The sequence below is a fragment of the Amycolatopsis sp. NPDC051102 genome, assembly GCF_040682815.1.
Classification (GTDB): Bacteria; Actinomycetota; Actinomycetes; order Mycobacteriales; family Pseudonocardiaceae; genus Amycolatopsis.
Map to the genome: position 1 here is coordinate 339,476 of NZ_JBFBBT010000006.1, position 16,202 is coordinate 355,677.

Below are 16,202 nucleotides of genomic sequence, written 5' to 3' on the forward strand. Positions count from 1 at the left end.
GTCCCTCGATGTGCCGTTCGCCGACCTCGCTCCCCCGTTCGGCAGTTGAACACGCAACCTTGCCGGGGGTTGCCACGTCGGTAAGGTCAGCTGAGTAGTTCGGTACCGAGATGTCCCTGGGGGAATCGGGGTCTGGGGCGGCGCCCCAGAGGGGACGGCACGAGATGCCAGGGGATGCGGACACCGGCCTGCGGGTGGGCGTGCTCGGCCCGCTGCGGGCCTGGCGCGGGGCGGCCGAAATCGGCCTGGGCCCCGCCCGTCAGCGCGCCATCTTCGCGGTTCTCGCGGTCAACGCCGGCCGTCCGGTCCCCCGGGCCGAGCTGATCGCCGGGGTGTGGGGTGATTCCGCGCCCGCCAGCGTCGAGGGCAGCGTGCACACCTACGTCTCCGGGCTGCGGCGCGCCCTCGAACCCGGCCGGTCGCGCTGGTCGGCGGCCAGCGTCCTGGTGTCGGACCCCGCCGGGTACTCGCTGCTGCTCGGCGAAGACGCGCTCGACGCGGCCCTGTTCGAACGGCACCGCGAACGCGCGCGACGGCACCTCGACCGGGGTGATCCGCGGGCCGCCGTCACCGAGCTCGACGCCGCGCTCGGGCTCTGGCAGGGCGAAGCGTTGTCCGGAGTGCCCGGCGGGTTCGCCGAGCGGCACCGCGAATACCTCACCGAACTCCGGCTGGCCACCCTCGAACGGCGGGCCGAAGCCCTGCTCGCCCTCGGCGGGCACCTCGATCTCGCGCCGGAGCTGGCCGTGCTGGCCGGCGAACACCCGCTGCGGGAATCCCTGCGGGAATCCCTCATGCTCGCCCTCTACCGCAGCGGGCGGCCCGCCGACGCGCTCGACGTCTTCCGCGACACCCGCGCCACGCTCGTCGCGGAACTCGGCGTCGAACCCGGCCCCGCGCTGCAACGGCTCCAGCGGCAGATCCTCGCCCAGGATCCCGCGCTCGACGTGCCCGCGGCGCCCGTCGTCGTCACCCGGCACCGGCTGTTCGGGCGGGAAGCCGAGACCGCGCGGCTCGCCGAGCTCGTCGCCGACGTGCGCGCCGGGCGCGGGCGGGCCGTCTGGATCGAGGGTGACGCCGGGATCGGGAAGTCCGAGCTGCTCGCCAGCTCGCTGCCGGACGGGCCCGGCTTCCAGCGGCTCTGGGCCGCCGCCGACGAGCTGAGCACCCGGTTCCCGCTGCAGGTCGTGCTGGAGTGCCTGGCCATCGACGTGCACTCGCCCGACCCGCGGCGCGCGCGGGTCGCCGCGGAGCTCGCCGGCGAAGGGCCGGTGCGGCGCAGCTGGGGTCCGGCCGACCCGGTGCTCGGCGCCGTCGACCGGCTGCTGGCCCTGGTCGACGAGCTGTGCGCGGAGTCGCCACAGGTGCTCGTGCTCGACGACCTGCAGTGGGCGGACGAGGCGTCCGTGCTGGTCTGGCACCGGCTCTGCGCGGCGACCCGGCAGCTGCCGCTGCTGCTGGTGGCCGCCACCCGGCCGGCGCCGGACCGCGCCGAGCTCGCCCAGCTGCGGCGCGGCGTCCAGGCGCGCGACGGGGTGGTGCTCGACCTCGCCCCGCTGACCGGCGACGACGTCGGCCGGCTGATCGAGGACCAGCTCGGGGCGCCGCCCGGGCCGGGGCTGCGCGAGCTGGCCGCCCGTGGTGCGGGAAACCCGTTGTACGTCAAGGAAATGGTCGACGTCCTGAAGCGCGCCGGCGCGGTCGCGGTCAACGGCGGCGAGGCCGACGTCGACGACCCGGCGGAGTTCGAGGCCCCGCGGTCGCTGGTCGCCGCGGTCGACCGGCGGCTGGACTTCCTGACCGCGCGGACGCAGGAAGTGCTGCGCTGGGGTGCGCTGCTCGGCATGGAGTTCGCCGTCGGCGACGTCGCCGCGGTGCTCGGCTCCCGGCCGTCGGACCTGCTGGAACCGCTGGAAGAAGCCGTGACGGCGAACGTGCTCATCGACACCGGCACGCAGCTGGCGTTCCGTCATCCCCTGCTGCGCCAGGCGTTGTACGACCGGCTGCTGGCCGGGACGCGGGCGGCGCTGCACCGGCAGGCGGCCGAGGCGCTCGCCGGGATCGGCGCGCCGGTGAAGCGCGTCGCCGAGCAGCTGGTGGCGGCACCGGCCACAGTGGACGAATGGGTGCTGGACTGGCTCGCCGCGCACCACGCCGCCGTGTCGACCCGCGCGCCGCTGATCGCCGTCGAGCTGCTCGAACGCGCGCTGGCCGCGTGCGCCGGCAGCGACCCGCGCCGGGAGACGCTGCTGGTGGCGCTGGTCAAGGTGCTGTTCCGGCTGGAACGCAGCCCGGAAGCGCTGGCGCGGCAGGCTCTCGAAGTCGCCGTCGAGCCGGACGCCGTCGAAGAGATGCGGCACGTGCTCGCGGCGCTGCGGCACCGCCGTGGCGACACCGAAGGCGCCGTCGCGACGCTCGCCGCGTCGGTCGACGACCCGGCCGTGCCGGAGCTCTGGCGGGTCAAGCACCGGCAGCTGCTGGCGAACTTCCGCCGCGGCTCACTGTCCGATTTGGACACTGCGGAGCGGACCGCGCACGAGACGAAAGCGCTCGCCGGCGGTGACCGCTACCTGACCGCGCACTCGCTGCAGTCGTTGTGGCTGGTCGATTCGGTGCGCCGCGAGCACGAGCGCGCGCTCGGCCACATCGACGCGGCGATCGAGGCCGTCGGCGACGAGCACGAGCTGGCCGACCTGCACCTGGACCTGCTCGACAACCGCGTGTTCACCCTGCAGAACCTGGACCGGCTGGCCGAGGCGGGCGACGCGCTGCGGGCGGCGGGCGAAGTCGCCGCGCGGCACGCGCTGCCGGTCGGGCTGCAGGTGTCCGCCGCGGTGCACCGGTACTGGGAAGGCCGCTGGGACGAGGCTTTGGTCGAGCTCGACACGGTCATCGAGGACGGCCCGGCGATCACGTTCAACGGCCTGCGCGAACCGGGCCCGGCGGCGCTGCTGCTGCACGGCGTCGCGGCGCTGATCGCGGGCCGCCGCGACGACCGCGCGCAGGCGGCGGCCCACCTGGACGCGGCGGAGGAGTACGCCCCGGCCACCGGCGCCGAGCGCGAGAGCTTCGACTTCCTGCTCGTCGCCGACGCCTTGGCGGCGGAGCAGCGCGGCGACCGCGTCCGCGCGATGGCCGTCCTCGAACCGATCCTGAACCCGACGTACGCGCAGATGATGCTGCGGCACCAGTGGTTGCCGGCGTTCGTGCGGCTGGCGATGGAGCAGGACGACACCGCCCGCGCGCGCCGGGCGCTGGCGGTGTGCGAGGAGGAGGCCGCGAAGGAACGACGTCCGGCGCGGGCCCACGCGGCGGCCTCGTGGTGCCGGGGGCTGATCGAGGAGGACCCGGCCCCGGTGCTGACGACGGCCGAGCACTTCCGCGCGGTCGGCCGCCGCCCGGAACTGGCCGCGGCGCTGGAGGACGCGGCGGTGCTGCTGGCCCGCGCGGGCCGCCTGGACGCGGCGCACGCGGCGTTCGAGGAGGCCGCCGAGCTGTACACCGCGCTGGCGGCGCGCTGGGACCTGCGACGGGCGGAAACGCGGTTGCGCCGCCTCGGCGTCCGCCGCGGCGCGCTGTTCTCCCCGATCCGCCCGGGCCACGGCTGGGACTCGCTCACGCCGATCGAGGTCCGCATCGCGGGCCTGGTCGCGGAGGGCCGCTCGAACCCGGACATCGCGGCGGAGTTGTCGCTGCCGCGCCGGACGGTCCAGGCCCACGTGGCGCGGCTGCTGGGCAAGCTGGAGACGCCGTCACGCTCGGGCGTCGCCGACGCCGTCCGCCGCCGCACCTAGCGCGTTGGCCTTCGCGATCCGGCCGAGGAAGCGGCCGGAGTCCTTGACCGTCCGCTGCTGGGTCTCGAAGTCGACGTGGACCAGGCCGAACCGCTGGGTGTAGCCCATCGCCCACTCGAAGTTGTCCAGCAGGGACCAGGCGAAGTAGCCGCGAACGTCGACGCCCGCGCGGATCGCGTCGTGGACCGCGCGAACGTGGGCCGCGAAGTAGGCGACCCGGTCGGTGTCGTGGACCCGGCCGTCGACCACCTCGTCCACAAAGGACGCTCCGTTCTCGGCCACCACCAGCGGGAGACCGCCGGAGCGGGCGTCGATCCACCGCAGGAGGTCCGTCAGCGTGGCCGGGGCCTGCTCCCAGCCGAACGCCGTCAGCGGTGGGCGTGCCGGCAGGACGTCCAAGCCGCGCAACGCCGGCAGCGGGCAGTTGCTCGGGGCGAGCGGGTCGTCGAGCGGGGTGACGCGCGCGGGTGCGTAGTAGTTCACGCCCAGCCAGTCGATCGGGGCCGCGATGATGTCGGTGTCGCCGTCGCGCACCGCCGCGGCGAAGCGGCCGCCGTGGTGTTCGGCGCCGGCCACGACGTCCTGCGGGTAACCCCGGCCCAGCACCGGGTCGAGGAAGAACCGGTTGTGGATGCCGTCGAACTTGCGGGCCGCCTCGCGGTGGGCCGGGGTGTCGCCGTCCGGGATGGCCGGGGCGAAGTTCAGGGCCAGCGAGAACCGGTGGCCCGGCCGCGCCTGCCCGGCGAGCGCACGCATCGCCAAGCCGTGCCCGAGCAGCAGGTGGTGGGCCGCGACCAGCGCCGTGTCGTGGTCCTGGACGCCCGGTGCGTGCACGCCGCTGCCGTAGCCGAGGAAGGCCGCGCAGAACGGCTCGTTGAGCGTCGTCCACTGCTGCACGCGGTCGCCGAGCGCGGCGTGCACCACCGCGGCGTAGTCCGCGAACCGCGCGGCCGTGTCCCGCTCCGGCCAGCCGCCGGCGTCCTCCAGGGCCTGCGGCAGGTCCCAGTGGTAGAGCGTCAGCACCGGCACGACGTCGTGGCTCAGCAGCTCGTCGACCAGCCGGTCGTAGAAGGCGAGCCCGGCCGCGGACGTCGTCCGGCCGTCCGGCATGACCCGCGGCCACGCGACCGAGAACCGGTAGGCGTTCAGGCCGAGACCGGCCAGCAGGCCGATGTCCTCGGGGTAGCGGTGGTAGTGGTCGCAGGCGACGGCACCGGTCGCGCCGCCGAGCACCTTGCCGTCGGCCGCCGCGAAGGTGTCCCAGACGGACGGCCCGCGGCCGCCTTCGGTGACACCGCCTTCGACCTGATAGGACGCGGTCGCCGCGCCCCACAGGAAACCCGCCGGGAAGGTCATACCGGTGCCCCTCTCAAGATGCCCCGCACGATGTGGCGGCCCAGCAGCAGGAACAGCGCGATGACGGGCACGACGGCGACGGTCGCGCCGGTGAGCATGAGCGCGTAGTCCGTGTAGTAGCCGCTGGCCAGCTGCGACAGGGCGACCTGCACGGTCGGCGTCTCGTTCGGGTCGAGGACCACCAGCGGCCAGAAGTAGTCGTTCCAGGTGGCGGTGAACGTGAGCATCGCGAGCACCGCGGCCGGCCCGCGGAGCACGGGCACCGCCACGTGCCAGTAGGTGCGCAGGATCGAGCAGCCGTCGACGGTCGCGGCGTCGACGAGGTCCGCGCTGATCGCGTTCTCGCACGCCTGCCGCATCCAGAACACGCTGAAGGCGCTGACCAGCGCCGGCACGATCACCGCTTCGAGCCGCCCGTACCAGCCGAGGTCGCCGACGACGAGGTACAGCGGGATGACACCGAGCTGCGCCGGCACCATGGCCGAGCCGACGACCAGCAGGAACAGCGTGTTGCGGCCACGGAACCGCAGCCGCGCGAAGGAGAAGCCGGCGAGGCCGGCCAGCACGACGTTGGCCACCGTGACGGTGCCCGCGACGATCAGCGAGTTCCCGATGGCCAGCCAGAAGTCGACGGTGCCGAAGACCCGCCGGACGTTCTCGGCGAGGTGCCCGCCCGGCAGCAGCAACGGCGACGTCTCCCCGATCGCCGAGTTGTCGCGCGTGGCGACGACGAAGGACCAGTACAGCGGGAAGACCGACGCGCCGAGCACCCCGGTCAGCACGGCGTACACCCAGCCGCCGGGCCGGCGCCGGGACGTCACGCCGACCTCACGAACCGGCGCACCAGCCGGTAGTGGACCAGGGCGAACAGCGCGCAGATCACGAACATCACCCACGTCAGGGCGGCCGCGTAGCCGGCGTCGAGGTGCGTGAACCCCTTCTCGTACAGGTACATGGCGAGCGTCTGGAACTGGCGGTCGTTGCCGCCCGTCCCGCCCAAGCCGCCGGCGTCGAACAGCTGCGGCTCGGCGAACAGCTGCAGGCCGTTGACCGTGCCGGCGATGGCGGTGAAGGCCAGCGCCGGCCGGATGCCCGGCACGGTGATCGACCAGAACGTCCGCCACCGCGAGGCACCGTCGAGCTCCGCGGCCTCGTACAGGTCGTCCGGGACGGCCTGCATCGCGGCCAGGTAGATCAGCGCGTTGTAACCGGTCCAGCGCCAGAGCACCATGCTCGCCACGGCGAAGTGCGACGACCACGTCGTCGCCTGCCAGTTGACCGGCGCCACGCCGAACCAGCCGAGGACTTCGTTGACGACGCCGAAGTCGCGGCTGAACAGCTGCCCGAACACCAGCCCGACGGCGACGACGGACACGACGTTCGGCAGCAGGATCCCGGTGCGCCACCAGGTCGCGGCGCGCAGCGGCCGGTCGAGCAGCGCCGCGATGCCCAGCGCCAGCAGGAATTCCGGGATCGCGGCGAGCAGGAAGATGCTCACGGTGTTGGTGAGGGCGTTGTAGAAGTCCGGGTCGGTGAGCAGATTCCCGTAGTTCGCGACGCCGAAGGAACCCTGGTCGCCTTCGAGGAGGTTCCAGTCGTGCAGCGAAACCCACGCCGTGTACAGCAGCGGGAAGGCGCCGAAGACGACGAACAGCGCGAAGAAGGGCGCGACGAGCAGCAGCGGCGTGACCTTGCGGTCGAAACGGGCGAGCCGGTGCTGCACGCGCGGCTACTTCAGGACGGCTTGCGCCTGCTGGACGGCTTTCGCCCAAGCTTGGTCGACGGTCTCGGTGCCGTCTTCGATCCGCCCGAGAGCGCGGCCGAACTCCGGCCGGACGTCGGCGTCGCGCAGGCCGCGGTAGTTCGGGCGCAGCTGATCGGCCGACGCGGCGAAGATGCGTCCGATCGGCGCGTCCCCGAAGTAGGCGTCGGTGTGCGCGACGACCTGCGGATCCTGGTAGACGGCCGGTTCGCTGGGCAGGATGCCGTCGGACAGGAAGAGTTTCTTCTGCTGTTCCGGGGCGGTCAGCCAGCGGGCGAGCTCGTACGCCTCCTTCGGGTGTTGGCCCTGCTTCGGGATGGTCAGGAACGAGCCGCCCTGGTTGCCGCTCCGGCCGGGCACGGTCGTGACGTCCCACTTGCCGCGGGCGCCCTCGCCGCCGGCTTCCTTGATCTGGCTGAGCATCCAGGCCGGGCAGGCGACGGTGGCGAAGGAACCCTGTTTGATCGCCACGTTCCACGCCTGCGTGAAGGTGGTGGCCGCCGCGGTCTGCTTCTTCGCCGCGATGCCGCCGGCCAGGAAGAAAGCGCCGCGGACGCTCGGGTTGCGGTCGGCGATGAAGGAGTCGTCCCGCTGCGAGAAGTAGTTCTCGGGCGACTGGTTGAGCATCGCCGTGTAGACGGTGCCGGCCGAGTCGGCGAACTTCACGCCCGGCGTCTTGGCGGTGAACCGTTCCGCCGTGGCCGCGTAGGCGTTCCAGTCCGGCATCAGCTTCGCGACCTCGTCGCGGTCGGTCGGCAGGCCCGCGGCCTGGAACAGGTCACGCCGGTAGCAGAGGGCGAGGCTGCCCATGTCCGTGCCGAGGCCGAGCACGAAGGCGCCGTCGGTGCCCTGCGCCCACTTCCACGGCGCCCACTGACGTTCGAGGTCGCGGGCGCCGTAGGCGGCGAGGTCGGTGAACTTGTCCTTCGCCTTCCGGTACTGCGGCATGTACTGCTCTTCGATCGCGACCACGTCGGCCGCGCCGTGCCCGGTGGCGAGCTGCGTCGCGAGACCCTTGTGGTGGGTGTCGAAGTCCGTGACGCGGTTCTGGACCGTGATGTCCGGGTGCAGCTTCTCGTACTCGGCGATCAGGGGCGCGTACCCGAACTCCCCGAAGGTCGCGATGGTGAGCTTCGTCTTCCCCCCGGTGTCAGCGGGGCTGCAGGCGGCGAGCGGGATCAACGCGGCGACCACGAGGGCGGTCCGGCGGGCGATCGTGCGCAACAGGCTTCCTCAGATCACACCGGCCCGTACGGCGTACGCGACCGCGTGCGGCCGGTTGCGCAGGTTGAGCCGGTTGGTCATGGCGTAGATGACGTTCTTCACGGTCCGTTCCGAGTAGCAGAGCTTGCCCGCGATCTCGGCAGTGTCCCAGCCTTCGGCCATCAGGCGAAGCACATCCACCTCGCGCGGCGTCAGCGCCGCACCGCCGCCCTCGCCGGCCAGGGCCTCGACCTGCTCGCGCAGCGGCGCCGACCGGCCGCGCGCGGCGGCGAGCACGCTCGCGGTGAGCCGGTCGAGCGCCGTCCGCGGCAGCACGGCCGAGACGTGGCACTCGGTGAGCAGGTTCACGTGCGCCGGGTCGACGTGCCCCGCGACCAGCACGATCGCGGCGGGCGACTCGGCGGCCGCGGCACGCAGCGCGGCGACGGCCTCACGGTCGACCTCTCCCACGGCGAACACCAGCACGGCCGCCTCGCCCCGGCGGGCACGCGGCAGGACCAGCAGCTCCGGGCGGGCCTTCAGGTGGTTGATCAGCCCGGTCAGCGCGATCGGGTCCGACGCCCACGCCGCCACTCGCACCTGGTCCATCGACCCCTCCTCCGCGCACGCCGATCCCTGACAGCGTCAGTCTGCTGAGGGTGCCTTCACGAAATCTCTAAGGCGGACGGAGCCATTCTTCACGCCGTGAAGTTTGGGCGTCGACTACGGTCGGGTGACACACGGACGAGTGAAGGGACCGATGAACCGCCGACGTCTTGCCGCCTTCGGGGTGGCGTTCACCATCGTGGCCGGGTGTTCGCTGGTCGCCGGGCTGCAGCCGCGGACCGTGTCCGGCTTGGCCCTGCCCCTGGCCTCCACGCCACCGGCCGTCGTCCCGGCCGTTCCGGCGCCCGGCACGTCCGTGCCGACCTCCCGGCTCGCGCGGCCGGGTGACTGCGCTTCCCTGGCGAACGGCCTCGACGTCCGCAGCCAGGTCGCCCAGCTGGTCGTCGTGGGCGTCTCCGGCGACAATCCGGCCGCCACCGTGGCCATGGTGCGCGACCACCAGGTCGGCGGGATCTTCATCGGCGGTAGCGCAACACCGTTGTTGAAAGACCGGGCGCTCGCCGCCGTCCAGGCCGCGGCCAAGGTGCCGGTGGCGGTGTCGGTCGACGAGGAAGGCGGCCGCGTCCAGCGCATCGACGACCTCGACGGCGATCTCCCGTCGGCCCGGACGATGGCCGCGACGAAGTCGCCCGACGAGGTCCGCGCGCTGGCCGCCCAGCGGGGCCGCCAGCTGCGCGCCCGCGGGGTGACGGTCGACTTCGCCCCGGACACCGACGTCACGGACGCCCCGGACGACGACGTGATCGGCGACCGGTCGTTCAGCCCGGACCCGGCGCGGGTGAAGACGTACGCGACCGCGTTCGCGGCCGGGCTCCGCGACGCGGGTGTGCAGCCGGTGCTGAAGCACTTCCCGGGCCACGGCCACGGCTCGGGCGACTCCCACAAGGGCACGGTGGTCACGCCGCCGCTCGCCCAGCTGCGGGCGGTCGACCTGGTGCCGTACCGCGGTTTGGCCGGCTACGGCCCGGTCGCGGTGATGATGGGTCACCTCGACGTGCCCGACCTGACCGGCGGGGTCCCGGCTTCCCTGTCTCCGGCCGCCTATGGGTTGCTGCGCGGCGAATTCGCCTTCACCGGGCCCGTGGTGACGGACGATCTCGGCGCGATGAAGGCGATCACGGCGCAGTATTCGCTGCCGGACGCGGTCCTGAAGGCATTGCAGGCGGGCGCGGACGAGGCGTTGTGGTCCTCCGGGGGCCGGGTGGACGAGGTGCTCGACCGCCTGGTGAAGGCGGTGCAGGCCGGGGAACTGCCCCCGGCCCGCGTGCAGGAGTCGGTGGCTCGGGTGCTGCGGGGCAAGGGCCTCTGCGGTTGACGTTTTCACGTGATCTCCTTTCGCGGTCACCTGAACGACGCTACCGAACACGCGTGCGAAAGATCATCGCTGAACCGGGTGAAAGCCGGGCGGAGATTTCCGTTGCGGCACAAGGGAATCGACGTGAGCAGCCCCCGATTTCCAGCCTACCGGAGGGCACCGACAGAAACGGCTGGCGCGAACACCCGGGCCACCGCCCCTAGACTTTCGCGGAGGCACCCCGGAGCAAGGAGCAGCATGGCGAACCTCGGCGGCACGTACTCCCTCGGCGGCGAACTTCCCGTGACCCGGATGGGTTACGGCGCCATGCAACTGGCCGGGCCCGGGGTGTGGGGGCCGCCGCGGGACCACGACACCGCCGTCGCCGTGCTGCGGGAGGCCGTCGAACGCGGTGTCACCCACCTCGACACCAGCGACTACTACGGCCCGCACACCGTGAACGCCCTGATCAAGGAGGCGCTCCACCCCTACCCGGACTCGCTCGTCATCGTCACGAAGGTGGGGGCGCGGCGGAGTGCCGACAAGGGCTGGCCGGCCGCCCTGTCGGCCGAGGAGCTCACCCAGGCCGTGCACGACAACCTGCGGAACCTCGGCGTCGACGCGCTCGACGTCGTCAACCTGCGGCTCAGCGACGCCTCGGGCGGCTACCCCGTGGCGATGTCGCTCGCCGAACCGTTCGGTGTGCTCGCGGACCTGCGGGAGCAGGGGCTCATCCGGCACCTCGGCGTCAGCCACGTCACCGCCGGGCAGCTCGACGAAGCGAAGGCGATCGCGCCGGTGGTGTGCGTCCAGAACCAGTACAACCTCGCGCACCGCGAAAGCGACGACCTGGTGGACAAGTGCGCCGCCGAAGGGATCGCCTTCGTGCCGTACTTCCCGCTCGGCGGGTTCAGCCCGCTGCAGTCGGGGCTGCTCGACGACTGCGCCGCCCGGGTCGGTGCCACGCCGATGCAGGTCGCGCTGGCCTGGCTGCTGCAGCGGTCGCCGTCGATGCTGCTGATCCCGGGGACGTCGTCGCCGGAGCACCTGCGCGAGAACCTCGCCGCCGCCGAGCTCGAACTGCCCGCGGACGTTCTCGCCGATCTCGAGCGGATCGGCACGGCCTGATCGCTACGCTGGGCGCTCGGACAGGCACGAGGACGGAGTCGAGCGTGGCGGAGTGGGGCGATCTGGTCGCTTACATCAGGCAGGCGTACCGGGTGGTGCGCGACGAGCCCGACGAGCTGCGCATCCGCCTGGTGTTCGGCGACGATCCCGACACCGAGCAGCGGGCGCAGATCGTCGTGATCGCGCGCGAGATCCTCGACCAGCGCGAGGACTGGGTCCAGATCGCCACGCCGTTCGCCCGGCACGAGGAGGTCGACCTCCTCGAGGTGCTGACCGAGGTCGGCGAGGCGATCGTGGTCGGCGGGATCGCGGTGATGGGCGAGCACGTCGTCCTCCGCCACTCGCTGCCGCTGATCAACCTCGACATCAACGAGTTCGTCGACCCCCTCGAGCTGGTCGCCGGCGCGGCCGAGCTGCTGGAGCAGCAGTTCACCGGCCGCGACGACTACTGAGACGCCCCGGCCCCCGACGGCTGGTGAGCGGCACCACGGCCACCGCGGCGGCCACGGCCAGCACGGCACCCGAGCCGAGCGCCGTGGCCGCCGAACCGGTGCCCAGGTAGAGGCCGCCGAGCAGGGCGACGCCCAGGGTGCCGCCGAGCTGCTGCACCGCGTTGAGCAGGCCGGCGGCCGAGCCCGTCTCGGGCGGGCTGACCCGGTCCAGGGCGGCCGTGAAGAACGGCACCGTGAACGTCCCCATCCCGAGCCCGCACAGCCCCAGCGCCCACGGGTACGCGCCCACCCCGAAGCCGAGGGCGGCGAGGATGCCCGCCGTCAGCAGGGCGAGGCCGGCGAACATCACGCGTGCGCCGAACTTCGGCACCAGGCGGGCGCCGGCGAAGTACGACGACACCGCGAGGCCGGCCGAGAGCGGCAGGAGCGTCAGGCCCGCGGTGCGGACGTCGGCGCCGAGGCCGAGCTGCAGCTGCATCGGCACGACCTGCATCAGGCCCGTCATCACCGCGAAGAACAGCAGCGACCCGGCCAGCGCGGCCGGGAACCCGCGGTGGGCGAACAGGCTCGGCTCGACCAGCGGCGCCGCCGCGCGGCGCTGCTGGAAGCCGAACACCACCAGCAGTGCGGCACCGGCCGCGAGCAGGGCCCAGTTCGTCCCGGCCGGGTCGATCAGCGGGTAGACGAGCAGGCCGGCGCCGGCGACGACGAGTGCCGTGCCGGCCAGGTCGAGCCGGGGCCGGGTGGCGGCCCGGTCCTCTCGCAGCAGGCGCCCGGCGAAGAGCACCGCGAGCCCGAGCGGGACGTTCACCAGGAACGCCGCCCGCCACGACACCGACTGCGTCAGCAGGCCGCCGACCAGCGGCCCGGTGACCGCGGACAGGCCCATCACCGGCCCGATGGTGCCGAGGGCCTTCGCGCGCTCGTCGCCGTCGAAGAGGGCACGGATCAGGCCGATGGTCTGCGGGATGATCAGCGCGGCCGCCGCGCCCTGGACCGCGCGCGCCCCGATCAGCAGCCCGGCGCCCGGGGCGGCCGCGCAGGCCAGCGACGCGAGCACGAAGCCCGCCACGCCGATGCGGAAGACCCTGGCCCGGCCGAGGATGTCGCCGAGCCGGCCGCCGGTGATGAGGAAGGCGGCGAACGGCAGCGTGTAGGCCGCGCTGAACCACGGGACGTCGGCGGCCGGGCCGGGGAGTTCGGCGTGGATCGCGGGGCCGGCGACCTGGACGATCGTCGCGTCGAGCAGGTTCATCGCTTCGGCGACGAGCAGCACGGCCAGCGCGGCCCAGCGCCGCCGGTAACGCGTGATGGTGGGCACGGGGGCTCCTTTCGTTCGGCGCCCACCTTGACGGCGTGATCACCTCTCGTTCCAGCCAGCGGCATCAGGTAGCGGATTTCTTCCGTCTTGTGCGCTCTAATGAGAGATATGACCACGCTGGACGACGTCGATCGCGCACTGATCCACGCGCTGCACATCGACGGGCGGGCGCCGTTCACGAAGATCGGCGACGTCCTCGGCGTCTCGACGCAGACGGTGGCGCGGCGCTACCGCCGGCTTCGCGCGGAGGCGTCGCTTCGCGTCGTCGGCCTGCCGGACCCGCAGCGTGCCGGGCAGGCCGAGTGGATGGTCCGCCTGACCGCGACCCCGCACACCGCGCAGGACCTCGCCCAGGCGCTCGCGCGCCGCGCCGACACGGCGTGGATCAAGCTCATGTCCGGCGGCACGGAGATCTGCGTGAACGTGCAGACGCCGGCCGCGAGCGACCACTCCCTGCTGCTGCGGGACATCCCGCGCACGGCGAGCGTCACGGCGGTGTCGGCGCACCAGCTGCTGCACCGCTACTTCGGCGGCCCGGCCGCCTGGCTCGGCCGCGCGAACTCGCTCGACGCGGCACAGATCGCGGCCCTCACCCCGGTGTACGCGGGCCCGGGCAAGCCGCTGACCGGCGACGATGCCGCACTGATGGCGGCACTGCAGCGCGACGGCCGGACGGGGCTGGCCGAGCTGGCGACGGCCACGGGCTGGTCGGCGGCGACCGTCGCGCGCCGGCTGGCCGACCTCCAGGCCGGCCGGACGGTGTTCTTCGACCTGGAGATCGACCCGGCGCTGCTGGGCGCGACGACGCAGGCGCTGCTCTGGATGGCGGTGGCGCCGGCCCACCTCGACCGCGTGGCGAAGACGCTGGCGAAGCACCCGGAACTGGCGATCGTCGCGCACACGACGGGCCCGGCCAACCTGGTGGCGCAGGCGCTCTGCCCGGACGCGGCGGCGCTGCACCACTACCTGACCCACCGGCTGGGCGCGCTCGACGCCATCCGGACGCTGGAGACGGCGCCGGTGCTGCGGACCGTGAAGGCGGCGGCTTCCCGGTGAGCCGGCCGGTCACCCCGGGCGGGCCGCCGGCGGTCCTAAGTGGACTTGACTTCGACCAGGTGGTCCAGCATGCCGCGGACGGCTTCGAACTCCCGGACCTCCTGGCGGCAGTCCGGGCACGCCGCCAGGTGCCGCTCCACCCGGGCCGCGTCGGCCGCGTCGAGCAACCCCAGGCTGTACGCCCCGAGGTCGGTCCGGTCGTACCGGCCCATGGATCGCGTCTCCGTTCCGCGTCCCGCGAGGAACGCCCGCTCTGTCGGACGTCTCCAGGGTCCTGAGCCGGGCGCGCGAGCGGGAAGGTTCCGCGGATTTCTACCCGAACGGCCGACAACTTCGGATGGCGAACAGCCCATGTGAGTGACGGTGGCGGTCACGGATCTCACCGGTTCGATCACCGTGAGCTTTTGTGCGACCGACTTCGCCGATTCGGCGTCATGGCTCCCGCACTCGCTCGTCGGACCTGCGTCGGGCCGGGATTTTCCGGCTTCGACCTGGGCAACAAGGCGATCCGAAACGAGGAGAGCGATGACCGTACGGAGCCACCGGGCGGACGACGTCGTGGACGAGGTCGGGGTGTGGCTGGCCGGGGAGTTCGCGGGGCGGCTTCCCGCCTCGGAGATCGATCGCGTCGTCCGGACGACGCGGATCGACCTCGAAGAGAGCATCGCGCCGGAGGAGCTCGGGGAGATGCTCCACCGGCTGAGCCGGGCCAGGCTGCAGCGCATCCTGCACGTCGCCCCGGCCACGCAGGTGCGGATTCCGCAAGCGCGGTGACGGACCGGGCGGGCCGCGCGGCTGCTTCCGCACCGTGTCGTCCGCCCCGCACCGTGGCGAAACCGAGCCGGCCCGGCAAGATCCGCGCCGGGCGGGAACCCGGCAGCCCGAACCCATCTGCTGCCACGCCGGCTCGCCCGCGAAACGCGCACCCACGAGCCGAGGGGACGTTCGCGCAGAACCGTTGCCCCTCACCCCCGGCATTCTTGACTGGACTAGACCAATCTGCTCTAGTGACCGTTGTCACGTTCGTCTCGGCCGGATGAGCACCCCCCACACCCGACACCGGGCGCCTCGCGCGCCCGGATTCCGTCGTGGCCGAAGGAGTGAGCGAATCTTGAGAAGACGTCTTGTCGCGGTCCTGTCCGCTGTCGCCGCCGTAGCCGGGCTCGTGTTCGGCGGGCCCGCCGTCACCGGGCACGCCCCGCAGGCCGCCGCCGCCGCGTGCAGCGCGCCGAACTGGGTCGCCGGTCAGTGGTACGACGTCGGCGCGGTCGTGCGGTACACCAACGGCGGCTACTACCGCGCCAAGAACGCCAACCCGGGCTACGACCCGGTCATCAGCACCTGGTACTGGGAGCCCTACAGCTGCGGCGGCACGGACCCCGGCACCTGCAGCTACCCGAACTGGGTGGCGGGCCAGTGGTACGACGTCGGCGCCATCGTCCGGTACACCGACGGCGGCTACTACCGCGCCAAGAACGCCAACCCGGGCTACGACCCCGTGATCAGCACCTGGTACTGGGAGCCCTACAGCTGCGGCGGCGGCACCGACCCCGGCAACCCCGGCGCGTTCGTGGTCAGCGAAGCGCAGTTCAACCAGATGTTCCCGGGCCGGAACTCCTTCTACACCTACAGCGGCCTCACCGCGGCCCTCTCGGCGTACCCGGGCTTCGCCACCACCGGCAGCGACACGGTGAAGAAGCAGGAAGCCGCGGCCTTCCTGGCCAACGTCGACCACGAAACCGGCGGGCTCGTCTACATCGTCGAGCAGAACACCGCCAACTACCCGCACTACTGCGACTGGAGCCAGTCCTACGGCTGCCCCGCCGGCCAGTCCGCCTACTACGGCCGCGGCCCCATCCAGCTGAGCTGGAACTTCAACTACAAGGCCGCCGGTGACGCACTGGGCATCGACCTGCTCGGCAACCCCTGGCAGGTCGAGCAGAACTCGGCCGTCGCGTGGAAGACCGGGCTCTGGTACTGGAACACCCAGACCGGCCCCGGCACGATGACCCCGCACAACGCGATGGTCAACGGCCGCGGGTTCGGCGAAACCATCCGCAGCATCAACGGCTCGATCGAGTGCAACGGCGGCAACCCGGCGCAGGTCGAGAGCCGCGTCTCGAAGTACCGCCAGATCAGCTCGATCCTCGGCGTCGACCCCGGCGCGAACCTCTACTGCTGAGGTGACGCGGGCGGGGTGCGCCGGATC

General features: G+C 72.7%; 14 protein-coding genes. 7 read left to right on the forward strand and 7 right to left on the reverse strand.

The genetic code is table 11. The annotated features are described in order from the left end of the window. Window positions 1-164: 164 nt before the first annotated feature. Window positions 165-3,794, forward strand: coding sequence for a BTAD domain-containing putative transcriptional regulator (locus AB0M93_RS20595; protein WP_364275680.1), 3,630 nt, complete (start codon window positions 165-167; stop codon window positions 3,792-3,794). Here the strand turns inward: AB0M93_RS20595 and AB0M93_RS20600 are convergent. From AB0M93_RS20600 to AB0M93_RS20620, 5 genes are read right to left on the reverse strand one after another with little or no spacing between them, the layout of a single operon-like run. After that, window positions 3,753-5,150, reverse strand: coding sequence for a GH1 family beta-glucosidase (locus AB0M93_RS20600; protein WP_364275682.1), 1,398 nt, complete (start codon window positions 5,148-5,150; stop codon window positions 3,753-3,755). The genes AB0M93_RS20595 and AB0M93_RS20600 overlap by 42 nt on opposite strands. After that, window positions 5,147-5,971: a carbohydrate ABC transporter permease gene (locus tag AB0M93_RS20605; protein ID WP_364275684.1), complete on the reverse strand. Its 825-nt coding sequence runs from the start codon at window positions 5,969-5,971 to the stop codon at window positions 5,147-5,149. The genes AB0M93_RS20600 and AB0M93_RS20605 overlap by 4 nt, the downstream gene beginning before the upstream one ends. Beyond that, the gene (locus AB0M93_RS20610; protein ID WP_364275686.1) at window positions 5,968-6,873 is read right to left on the reverse strand and encodes a sugar ABC transporter permease; all 906 of its coding nucleotides are present in this window, start codon (window positions 6,871-6,873) and stop codon (window positions 5,968-5,970) included. Before AB0M93_RS20610 ends, AB0M93_RS20605 begins: the two co-directional genes overlap by 4 nt. Window positions 6,874-6,879: 6 nt before the next feature. Beyond that, the gene (locus AB0M93_RS20615; protein WP_364275688.1) at window positions 6,880-8,136 is read right to left on the reverse strand and encodes an extracellular solute-binding protein; all 1,257 of its coding nucleotides are present in this window, start codon (window positions 8,134-8,136) and stop codon (window positions 6,880-6,882) included. Window positions 8,137-8,145: 9 nt separating this feature from the next. Beyond that, window positions 8,146-8,724 (reverse strand): LuxR C-terminal-related transcriptional regulator, encoded by a 579-nt coding sequence (locus AB0M93_RS20620; protein ID WP_364275690.1) that lies wholly within the window; start codon window positions 8,722-8,724, stop codon window positions 8,146-8,148. Between the two features lie 151 nt (window positions 8,725-8,875). Here AB0M93_RS20620 and AB0M93_RS20625 point away from each other — a divergent pair, with 151 nt between their 5' ends. The 3 genes from AB0M93_RS20625 to AB0M93_RS20635 all read left to right on the forward strand — a co-directional run bounded on the left by AB0M93_RS20625 (window position 8,876) and on the right by AB0M93_RS20635 (window position 11,616). Next, entirely contained in the window at window positions 8,876-10,057 is a 1,182-nt protein-coding gene (locus AB0M93_RS20625; protein ID WP_364275692.1) for a glycoside hydrolase family 3 N-terminal domain-containing protein, read from the forward strand. A 237-nt stretch (window positions 10,058-10,294) separates the two neighbouring features. Next, window positions 10,295-11,164 carry an oxidoreductase gene (locus AB0M93_RS20630; protein WP_364275694.1) on the forward strand — a complete coding sequence of 290 codons (870 nt, stop codon included), beginning with the start codon at window positions 10,295-10,297 and terminating at the stop codon, window positions 11,162-11,164. Window positions 11,165-11,208: 44 nt separating this feature from the next. After that, window positions 11,209-11,616 (forward strand): hypothetical protein, encoded by a 408-nt coding sequence (locus AB0M93_RS20635; RefSeq protein ID WP_364261497.1) that lies wholly within the window; start codon window positions 11,209-11,211, stop codon window positions 11,614-11,616. Here AB0M93_RS20635 and AB0M93_RS20640 read toward each other — a convergent pair. Then, window positions 11,594-12,937, reverse strand: a complete 1,344-nt coding sequence (locus AB0M93_RS20640; protein WP_364275696.1) for an MFS transporter — start codon at window positions 12,935-12,937, stop codon at window positions 11,594-11,596. The genes AB0M93_RS20635 and AB0M93_RS20640 overlap by 23 nt on opposite strands. A gap of 108 nt (window positions 12,938-13,045) precedes the next feature. Here AB0M93_RS20640 and AB0M93_RS20645 point away from each other — a divergent pair, with 108 nt between their 5' ends. Continuing rightward, window positions 13,046-13,993: an AsnC family transcriptional regulator gene (locus AB0M93_RS20645; RefSeq protein ID WP_364275698.1), complete on the forward strand. Its 948-nt coding sequence runs from the start codon at window positions 13,046-13,048 to the stop codon at window positions 13,991-13,993. A gap of 35 nt (window positions 13,994-14,028) precedes the next feature. On the opposite strand, the gene AB0M93_RS20650 is transcribed toward AB0M93_RS20645, so the two are convergent. Continuing rightward, on the reverse strand, window positions 14,029-14,205 hold the full coding sequence (locus AB0M93_RS20650) for a zf-HC2 domain-containing protein (RefSeq protein WP_364275700.1): 177 nt from the start codon (window positions 14,203-14,205) through the stop codon (window positions 14,029-14,031). Window positions 14,206-14,518: 313 nt separating this feature from the next. Between AB0M93_RS20650 and AB0M93_RS20655 the strand changes: the two genes are divergently transcribed. Together AB0M93_RS20655 and AB0M93_RS20660 are read left to right on the forward strand one after the other, a co-directional pair. Continuing rightward, window positions 14,519-14,767, forward strand: a complete 249-nt coding sequence (locus AB0M93_RS20655; RefSeq protein ID WP_364275701.1) for a hypothetical protein — start codon at window positions 14,519-14,521, stop codon at window positions 14,765-14,767. A gap of 391 nt (window positions 14,768-15,158) precedes the next feature. Next, window positions 15,159-16,175: a glycoside hydrolase family 19 protein gene (locus tag AB0M93_RS20660; RefSeq protein ID WP_364275808.1), complete on the forward strand. Its 1,017-nt coding sequence runs from the start codon at window positions 15,159-15,161 to the stop codon at window positions 16,173-16,175. Window positions 16,176-16,202 lie beyond the last annotated feature (27 nt).

Bases quoted from the DNA above. Each gene is read 5' to 3' on its own strand.
- AB0M93_RS20645 (WP_364275698.1), top strand. From the start codon at position 13,046: ATGACCACGCTGGACGACGTCGATCGCGCACTGATCCACGCGCTGCAC.
- AB0M93_RS20625 (WP_364275692.1), top strand. From the start codon at position 8,876: ATGAACCGCCGACGTCTTGCCGCCTTCGGGGTGGCGTTCACCATCGTG.
- AB0M93_RS20650 (WP_364275700.1), bottom strand. From the start codon at position 14,205: ATGGGCCGGTACGACCGGACCGACCTCGGGGCGTACAGCCTGGGGTTG.
- AB0M93_RS20600 (WP_364275682.1), bottom strand. From the start codon at position 5,150: ATGACCTTCCCGGCGGGTTTCCTGTGGGGCGCGGCGACCGCGTCCTAT.
- AB0M93_RS20630 (WP_364275694.1), top strand. From the start codon at position 10,295: ATGGCGAACCTCGGCGGCACGTACTCCCTCGGCGGCGAACTTCCCGTG.
- AB0M93_RS20595 (WP_364275680.1), top strand. From the start codon at position 165: ATGCCAGGGGATGCGGACACCGGCCTGCGGGTGGGCGTGCTCGGCCCG.
- AB0M93_RS20655 (WP_364275701.1), top strand. From the start codon at position 14,519: ATGACCGTACGGAGCCACCGGGCGGACGACGTCGTGGACGAGGTCGGG.
- AB0M93_RS20620 (WP_364275690.1), bottom strand. From the start codon at position 8,724: ATGGACCAGGTGCGAGTGGCGGCGTGGGCGTCGGACCCGATCGCGCTG.